7 protein-coding genes are annotated in these 8,783 nt (G+C 51.7%); all 7 read left to right on the forward strand.

Features of this window, described 5'->3' with window-relative positions; all coding sequences use genetic code 11:
- The first annotated feature begins 267 nt into the window (after positions 1–267).
- Entirely contained in the window at positions 268–1,233 is a 966-nt protein-coding gene (gene coxB, locus Q0294_RS07325; protein ID WP_299462625.1) for a cytochrome c oxidase subunit II, read from the forward strand.
- On the forward strand, positions 1,230–3,461 hold the full coding sequence (gene ctaD, locus Q0294_RS07330; RefSeq protein WP_299462628.1) for a cytochrome c oxidase subunit I: 2,232 nt from the start codon (positions 1,230–1,232) through the stop codon (positions 3,459–3,461). The genes coxB and ctaD overlap by 4 nt, the downstream gene beginning before the upstream one ends.
- Positions 3,458–4,297 (forward strand): cytochrome c oxidase assembly protein, encoded by an 840-nt coding sequence (locus Q0294_RS07335; protein WP_299462631.1) that lies wholly within the window; start codon positions 3,458–3,460, stop codon positions 4,295–4,297. Before ctaD ends, Q0294_RS07335 begins: the two co-directional genes overlap by 4 nt.
- Positions 4,294–4,512 (forward strand): hypothetical protein, encoded by a 219-nt coding sequence (locus Q0294_RS07340; protein ID WP_299462634.1) that lies wholly within the window; start codon positions 4,294–4,296, stop codon positions 4,510–4,512. Before Q0294_RS07335 ends, Q0294_RS07340 begins: the two co-directional genes overlap by 4 nt.
- Positions 4,509–5,039, forward strand: coding sequence for a Rieske 2Fe-2S domain-containing protein (locus Q0294_RS07345; protein ID WP_299462637.1), 531 nt, complete (start codon positions 4,509–4,511; stop codon positions 5,037–5,039). The genes Q0294_RS07340 and Q0294_RS07345 overlap by 4 nt, the downstream gene beginning before the upstream one ends.
- A gap of 33 nt (positions 5,040–5,072) precedes the next feature.
- On the forward strand, positions 5,073–6,509 hold the full coding sequence (locus tag Q0294_RS07350; protein ID WP_299462640.1) for a cytochrome b N-terminal domain-containing protein: 1,437 nt from the start codon (positions 5,073–5,075) through the stop codon (positions 6,507–6,509).
- A gap of 70 nt (positions 6,510–6,579) precedes the next feature.
- Positions 6,580–8,172: an FMN-binding glutamate synthase family protein gene (locus tag Q0294_RS07355; RefSeq protein WP_299462642.1), complete on the forward strand. Its 1,593-nt coding sequence runs from the start codon at positions 6,580–6,582 to the stop codon at positions 8,170–8,172.
- Positions 8,173–8,783: the final 611 nt, after the last annotated feature.

Consider the following 8,783-nt stretch of genomic DNA (forward strand, 5'->3'; position numbering starts at 1 on the left):
TGCTAAAGTCTGTACGCTCATCGTTACGATGGAACCTGCGGCTCACACAAAAACATTCTGTATTTTATCTCTACTTAGGTAAGATAGTTTATCTGGGTTCTGTCCGTTTGTTTGTTTTGTGTTCATGTCAGATTTTTTTCGTAATAGAAATTGATCAATTCATATTCATTAATCAGACTATTGCACTATACTACGTAACCAGTCAGATTCAGCTGCTCTCCCAGCGCAAAGCAGACATCTTTGAATAACAAATTCCAGGCATTGACTATGAACTCTGTGATTCCTGTTCTTGACCCCGCGTCTCCACAGGCAGAGGCCATTAACAGTTTATTTCTACAGGTTCTGCTCATCAGTGCGATTATCTTTGCGATTGTGGCCGGCTTGATCCTGGTCGCCATTTCACGCGGACGGCGCAAACAGACATTGCCCAAGCAGGATTTTGGCAGCGAAAAATCAGAAATTTACTGGCTGATCGGGCCCGTGGTCATTGTGATCTGGCTGGTGGCAATCAGCGCCAATCTGGTCATCACGCTGAATGCCATGCCCGGCGCCGATCCTGACGGGAAGACGGACGTTAGCGATATCGATTTGATTGTGACCGGCCACCAATGGTGGTGGGAAGTCAAATATCCGAAATCGGGGGTGATCACGGCAAATGAAATTTACATCCCCGCAGACAAAAAAAAGAAGTTTCGAGTACAGATTTCTTCTGCCGACGTGATCCACTGTTTCTGGGTCCCGCAACTCGGACGAAAGATTGACGCCATCCCGGGACGCGACAACTATATCTGGTTGCAGGCCAGCGAACCGGGTTCTTATCAGGGACGCTGTTCCGAATATTGCGGCGCACAACACGCCTGGATGAACTTCAAAGTCTATGCCGTTACGGATACCGAGTTTGATCAATGGGTGGCGAGTGAACAACTGGCAAACAAACAACCCAAACTACTTTCCCCCCTGGCTAATTCCGGCAAACAGTTCTTTTTTCAGGCCACCTGTCCGCAATGCCATACGATTTACGGCACCCCTGCTGAAGCGACCATTGGTCCTGATTTAACGCACTTTGCCCGCCGCAAGGAAATCGGTGCGGGGGTGATCGAGAATACACCGGAAAACCTGGCTCTGTGGTTAAAAGATCCGCAAGCACTCAAACCAGGATGTAAAATGCCAGACTTTAAGCTGAGTGATGAGCATCTCAAACAACTCGTAGCCTACCTGGAGACACTCAAGTGACGACAGGATCCGTCGAACAATCAGAACTGACTTCGCTCGAGCCCCCGGTCACTTCGACGCTGCTGCTCGACTGGGTCAGCACGCTTGACCATAAGCGGATCGGCATTATGTATATCCTGACCGCCGTGTTTTATCTGGCGATCGGCGGTTTCGAAGCGCTCCTGATGCGAATCCAACTCGCATTCCCTAATAATACATTTCTGTCGCCGGAAATGTTCAATCAGCTGTTTACCATGCATGGCACCACGATGGTCTTTCTGGTGGGCATGCCTGTGTTGACCGGTTTTGCCAATTATTTTGTCCCGTTGATGGTGGGAGCCCGTGATGTCGCGTTTCCCCGTCTGAATGCCTTCGGGTTCTGGATGCTGTTTTTTGGCGGCCTGCTGCTGCACTTCAGCTTTTTAACGGGATCAGCGCCCAACGCCGGCTGGTTCAGCTATGTGCCACTCTCATCCAAGGCCTACAGTTCATTGCAAGGCGTCGATTACTGGATCATCGGCCTCTTGATTATGGGCATCGGTACCGTCTCCGGGGCGATCAATATTTTGGCCACGATTATCTGCCTGCGGGCGCCGGGTATGAGTTTACAGCGGGTTCCGCTCTTCGTCTGGATGATGCTGATGCAGGCGATTCTGATCATCCTCGCCTTACCGGCACTCAACTCGGCTTTGGCGATGCTGTTAATTGACCGCTGGCTGGGCTCGGCATTTTTTGACCCGACCCGCGGCGGTTCCGCCGTTCTCTGGCAGCACTACTTCTGGATCTTCGGTCATCCCGAAGTTTACATCTTAATATTGCCCGGTTTCGGAATGATTTCCGAAGTGATTCCCGTCTTCTCCCGCAAACCGATCTACGGTTATACATTCGTGGCTGCCTCTTCGGTCGCCATCGTGCTGCTGGGTTACGGCGTCTGGGCGCATCACATGTTTGCCGTTGGCCTCGGTATGTATGCCGATATCTTTTTTGCCGTCGGTTCTCTGCTGATTGCAATTCCCACAGGCATCAAAGTCTTTAACTGGACGGCCACGCTCTGGGGCGGGGAAATTAATTTCAATACCGCTTTGCACTTTGCAGTTGCTTTTCTGCTGCAGTTCGTGATTGGGGGCTTAACGGGCATCATGTTTGCCGCGGTTCCGATTGACTGGCAGTTGACCGACACCTATTTTGTTGTCGCGCATTTCCATTATGTTCTGATCGGCGGGCTGGTCTTCGCTCTGTTCTCTGCCACCTATTACTGGTTTCCCAAGATGTCAGGCCGCATGCTCAACGAGCGGTTGGGCATTCTGCAATTCTGGTTGTGGGTGCTCGGCTTTAATATGACATTCATGGTGCAGCACTTCCTGGGCATGATGGGCATGCCTCGGCGGGTTTACACCTACGCCGACAACCCCGGCTGGGCACTCTTAAACGGAATCGCCTCGCTGGGTGCCGTTTTCATGGCGGTCGGTACGCTCGTCTTTCTCTGGAATATCGGCGCCAGTTTACTCCGCGGCAAAATTGCCGGCGACAATCCCTGGGATGCCTTCACTCTCGAATGGGCAACGACTTCACCACCGCCGCCTGAAAATTTCACGGTCATTCCCGAAATCAAAAGCCGTCGCCCTGTCTGGGATATGAATCACCCGGAAAACGCAGACTGGAAAACCGAAAAAACTCCAGCCGACAGGGGAATCCGCCCCAATCTGGCAAAACTCGCTGCCTGGGCGTTTATCGCTTCGGAAGCGGTTTTCTTTCTGTTGTTGCTGATTGCCTACGTCATATTTAACACTCGCAGTGGTGAAGGCGCCGTCACTTCTTCCGTACTGGATGTGACACGCACCGGTATTTTCAGTCTGTTTCTGATCTCCAGCAGTGTGACCTTCTGGATCGCTGAACGCTTTTTGCGTGCCGGCAAACAGTCGGCGTTTGTGTTTTCGCTGGGACTGACCATTCTGCTGGGAATCACATTCCTCGCGGGGCAGGTCTGGGAATATGCCGGCTTGCTGACGAACGATATCACCATCAATACCAATCTGTTTTCCGCCACATTCTTCACGGTGACCGGATTCCACGGAATTCACGTGACCGCGGGTGTGATTGCCTTGTTCGTGATGCTGATGATGGGCATCAAAGGCAATCTGACTGCCGATAAATCGCATGTGTTTGGCGCGGTCGGCGTCTATTGGCATTTTGTGGATGTGGTCTGGCTGGCCGTTTTTGGAATCATTTATCTGGGACTTCTGCAATGAGTTCGTATTTCGATCTGACAAGCGGATTATGGAAATGGAGTTCACCGGTCTGGCTGCTGGTTCTGTCTCTGGTCGGACTCTACATTATTTTTCATCATCGCGCCCTCGGTAAACGCATTGTTTTTTTTGCATTCGCCATGTTCGCTCTGGCGCTGGCTTATGTCTCGCCGATCGGCGTCCTGTCCGATGGTTACCTGTTTAGCGCGCACGTCATTCAACATTTGATCTTACTGCTGATCGTTCCGCTTTTTCTGCTGTTGAGTCTTTCCGAATCAGAAACTGAAGCACTGTTTCGTCATCCTTTCATGAACCGTTTAGGAAGTGTGATGGCGGTGCCGTTTGTGGGCTGGCTCAGCGGCCTGGGCGTGATGTGGTTCTGGCACGTCCCCTCGTTTTGTAATGCCTCGACTGAGAATTATGCCCTGGGTGTCTTTCGCGACGCCACATTTTTACTGGCGGGTCTGGCGTTCTGGTGGCCCATTTTTTCGCCTCTGAAACGGTTTCATCTTTCCTCATCCCTGGCTGTGATTTATCTGTTCTCCGCCTGCCTGGGTTGTACCCTGCTCGGCATTTATATCACATTTACGGTGATTTCAGTCTGCCCGGCGTTTGCCAATCCGGTCGACCGGCTGGGTATTATGCATTTCCTCTATGACCAGGGCATGACACCGGCCACCGATCAAAGACTGGGAGGGCTGCTCATGTGGGTGCCCCCCTGCTCGCTGTATGTCTGCGCCATCATGGTGGTACTCAAACGCTGGTATGCCGAGATGGATCAACTGACTTCACCCCAAACAGCAGGCACAACAAGTTCTCTCCGGGAGGCACAGTCATGAATCATTCCGACTTACCGAACTCTCAAGCAGAGAAAACAGAAGCACCGGAAATGCGTCCGACGTATGCCCCCGCCGCGCTGGCAATGGGCATCACCTTCATGTTTTGGGGAATCCTGACGCACTGGAGCATGTCACTGATTGGAATCGCGGTGATCGTGTATGCCATCTGGTCCTGGATGAATGAAATACGCAGTGCATGGAGTGAAACAAAGTGAGCAAGCAGCAGCCCCCCTCAGCTCAACCCTGTTGTCAGCAACAGCGCAGGACTTTTCTGACCCGCCTTTCCATCGGCTTGTCGGCGGTGATCGGCTTTATGATTGCACTGCCCGGCATCGGTTTTGTTTTGGCGCCTGTCTTCAGAAAACCGAAACAGAAATGGCGAACGGTCGGTAAGCTCGCCGACTTCAAAGTCGGCGGATTTGTGCTGGTTCAATATGAAGACCCCTCGCCGGTCGCCTGGGCCGGTGTCACTGCGACAGCGGGTGCCTGGATCCGCCGCGCGAGTGAATCAGAGTTTATTGCCTTCTCCATTAACTGCCGTCATCTGGGCTGCCCGGTCAGATGGGTGGAAGACCCCCGGCTGTTCATGTGCCCCTGTCACGGCGGCGTGTATTACGAAGATGGAACCGTGGCGGCCGGACCTCCGCCCGAACCGCTTGAACGACTGAATGTTCGCATTCGTGCCGGTCTGGTCGAAATCGAAACAGGCCCGACCCCGCTGACCTTGACGAAATTAACATGAAACCATTTTGATAAAAAGCGAGTATCCGGCTGAATGAGTAACAACTCCCTGACTCGAATCTGGAACTGGATCGACAATCGAATTGGTTTTTCCGATTACATTGTTCCGCTGATGGTACACCTGGTGCCCGACAATGCACGCTGGTGGTATATCTTCGGCAGTGCAACGCTCTGCGCGTTTATCGTCCAGGTTGTCACCGGGGTCGGTCTGGCCATGTCTTATGTGCCCGGGGGCGAGGAAACTTACCAAAGTCTGCAGTACATCACCGATACGGCGCCACTGGGAAGTATTGTGCGGGGCATGCATTATTATGGTGCCTCGGCGATGGTTATGCTGGCCGTCATCCACATGGTCCAGGTTTTTATGCACGCTACATATAAGTATCCGCGCGAAATGAACTGGATGAGTGGCGTCGTGCTGTTATTCGTGGTACTGGGGATGGCATTTACCGGGCAGCTCTTGCGCTGGGACGCCAACGGTGTCTGGTCGGTGACCGTTGCTGCAGAAATGGCCGGGAGAACTCCCATCGTCGGGCCGACGCTCGCGCATTTCATCCTCGGCGGTGAGACGGTCGGCGGTTCCACCATCACCCGTTTTTTTGCCATGCACGTTTTTATCATGCCGGCTCTGATTTTTGCCGGCATTGGCCTGCATATGTTATTGATCATGCGACATGGCATTTCCGAAATGCCTGATGTCAACCAACCAGTCGACCCGGAAACGTATAAAGCAGCCTACGAAGAACGGATTCATAAAACGGGAGTTCCCTTCTGGCCCGTTGCGATGTGGCGGGATATGGTTTTTTCCACACTCATCGTTGGCGTAATCCTGGCCTGTGCGATCTTTGTGGGACCTCCCGCGCTCGATCCGCCTCCTAATCCGAGCAGCATCAACGCCAACCCTCTGCCAGACTGGTATTTCCTCTGGTACTTTGCCGTGCTCTCCTTACTGCCCCCACAGCTTGAAACCTGGGTCATTCTGGGAGTGCCGGTTCTGGGGTTCGTCGTGTTATTCTTTCTGCCGTTAATCTCAAACAAAGGACATCGTGCCCCCTCCAAACGTCCCTGGGCCGGAGGCACGGTCATTTTTGGTTCCATCGCCTTCATCGTGCTGACCATTTACGGGTACAAAAAGCCCTGGTCGCCCGATTTTGGCGTGAAAGAATTACCGGCTTCCGTTGTCGGCACCGATCATGGACCGCTGGCGGAAGGCGCCAAACTGATGCACATCAAAGGTTGTCTGTACTGCCACGATATCAGCGGTTATGGAGGCCATCGCGGACCGGAGCTGACAGAGATTGGAAAGCTGCTCACGCGGGATGATCTTATTATCCGTATCAATAACGGTGGTCATAATATGCCGGCGTTTGCCAGTTCGATTTCGGACAGTGAGTTACAGCTCATCGTCGATTTCCTGTTAACGCGGGGAGTCACACAGAAACCAGACGATCAGAAAAGCGCCACTCCGTAAGTAACCGGAGTGGTTCCAGCACGCAATCGATTCATGATCATTTTTGTTATTACCCTGATTGGTAAATTCAATGCGATATACGCCTTTTATCCTGATTGTCATTCTGACCCTGTTATGTTTCATACTCGGGATCGCCGTTGATCATGATTTTTTATGGCCGCTGCTGGCTCTGATTCCGCTGTCACTGCTGGGTGTCTGGGATCTAGTGCAGACACACCACAGCATCACCCGCAATTACCCGATTATCGCACACCTGCGTTTCATGTTTGAAATGATTCGACCGGAGATCCACCAATACTTCGTGGAAAGTAATATCGACGGTCGCCCTTTCAATAATGATGCCCGGTCGCTGATCTACGAACGAGCGAAAAATATTGATGGCTTGAAACCGTTCGGAACCGAACTCGATGTTTACGGCGAAGAATATGAATGGCTCAATCATTCCATGGCTCCGCACCCCAAAGCGAAAGAACCGTTCCGCACCACCGTCGGAGGCCCTGATTGCAAACAACCGTACTCCTGCTCTGTATTCAACATTTCAGCCATGAGTTTTGGCGCACTCAGCCCGAATGCTCTGCTGGCTCTGAATGCGGGAGCAAAAAAAGGGGGCTTCTACCATTGTACGGGCGAAGGGGGCGTCAGTCCTTATCATCTGAAGAATGGGGGGGATCTGGTCTGGCAGATCGGCACGGGGTATTTTGGCTGTCGAAATAACGATGGCACATTCAACCCGGATCTGTTTCGCGAACAGGCCAGCCATGCTGCCGTGAAAATGATCGAGATTAAAATCTCACAAGGGGCCAAGCCAGGACACGGCGGTGTCTTGCCGGCAGCAAAGATTACTGCAGAAATCGCGTCCACCAGAAAAATTCTGATGGGACAGGATTGTATTTCTCCTCCCGGTCATAACACGTTTAGCACCCCCATCGGTTTATGCGAATATATTGCACAATTGCGCGAGTTGTCGGGAGGCAAACCGATTGGCTTCAAGCTCTGTATCGGACACCCCAGTGAATTTCTCAGCGTCTGTAAAGCCATGTTGCAAACAGGAATTCTGCCCGATTTCATCACCGTCGATGGGGGTGAAGGGGGTACGGGAGCGGCACCTCTCGAATTCTCCGACAATATGGGCATGCCTTTGAAAACCGGTCTGATCTTTGTACACAACGCGCTGGTGGGCTGTAACCTGCGCGACAAAATCAAAGTCGCTGCGGCGGGAAAAGTGACTTCGGCGTTCACACTCGCACGCACTCTGGCAATTGGCGCTGACTGGTGTAATTCCGCACGCGGTTTCATGATGGCCGTCGGCTGTATTCAGGCTCAGTCATGTCATACCAATGAATGCCCGGTCGGTGTCGCCACCCAGGACCCGCGACGCCAGAAGGCACTGAATGTGGAAAACAAGAGCGAACGCACCTTTAATTTTCATCGTAATACGATGGAAGCGCTCGCCGAAGTCATCGCGGCAGCCGGCCTGGCTCACCCGAATGAATTACGCCCCTGGCATATCTATCTGAGATCAAAACGCACCGAGGTGCTCTCGTATTACGAAGCCTTTGATTTCCTGAAACCGGGTGAACTCCTCAGCGACTGCCCCTATCCGATTTACAAAAAACTCTGGAATCTGGCATCTGCCGACACGTTTGAAACACACCACGGGTAGGCGGAACACGCTGCCTGCAATTAGACAAGTAAACTAATTTAATAGCTTCGTTCCGGCTTCAGGAACTCAAGCCTCGGCCTCTCATCTCATCATACTACCGCATTTTCATGCGCGACGTCTCTTGTCCAATTCCTGGTTCGCATGTCTCTACCTGTATGGTCTCATACTTCCACCAGACACCGAAACGGGCCCCTGTCATGAAAGCAGGTACATCGTTAGACGAATCAAATCTGATCACCCTTGTCTTGCAGCCCACAACTATATCGTCTACCAGGCACCGTGGAATCAGCACTTATACCCAGTCTCCTCTCTTCCAGACTGACAACAGGAATTTGAACATGCTGGAACAACAAAAAAATCCATGACTTAAGTCGAAAGGTGTGAATATTCCCCAATCACCAAAAGTACCATTGGACATAATACTACACTTATATTTAGGATCGTCATCACATCAGTTTCGTTATCAAACGGATTCACCTAAATTACTTTTCTTTTCTACTGAATCGTTTTTTTTCACTTCATATATTTGATTCAGGTACTCTTTATGCAAAATGAAAAACTATTTGAAGAACTCAAAATCCTGTTAGTCCAAGAACGTCCGGAACATGCCA

It is taken from the genome of uncultured Gimesia sp., from assembly GCF_937919775.1.
GTDB lineage: Bacteria > Planctomycetota > Planctomycetia > Planctomycetales > Planctomycetaceae > Gimesia.

Excerpts from the sequence above, each read along its gene's own strand:
- coxB (WP_299462625.1), top strand. The coding sequence starts at position 268 with ATGAACTCTGTGATTCCTGTTCTTGACCCCGCGTCTCCACAGGCAGAG.
- Q0294_RS07335 (WP_299462631.1), top strand. The coding sequence starts at position 3,458 with ATGAGTTCGTATTTCGATCTGACAAGCGGATTATGGAAATGGAGTTCA.
- Q0294_RS07340 (WP_299462634.1), top strand. The coding sequence starts at position 4,294 with ATGAATCATTCCGACTTACCGAACTCTCAAGCAGAGAAAACAGAAGCA.
- Q0294_RS07350 (WP_299462640.1), top strand. The coding sequence starts at position 5,073 with ATGAGTAACAACTCCCTGACTCGAATCTGGAACTGGATCGACAATCGA.
- Q0294_RS07355 (WP_299462642.1), top strand. The coding sequence starts at position 6,580 with ATGCGATATACGCCTTTTATCCTGATTGTCATTCTGACCCTGTTATGT.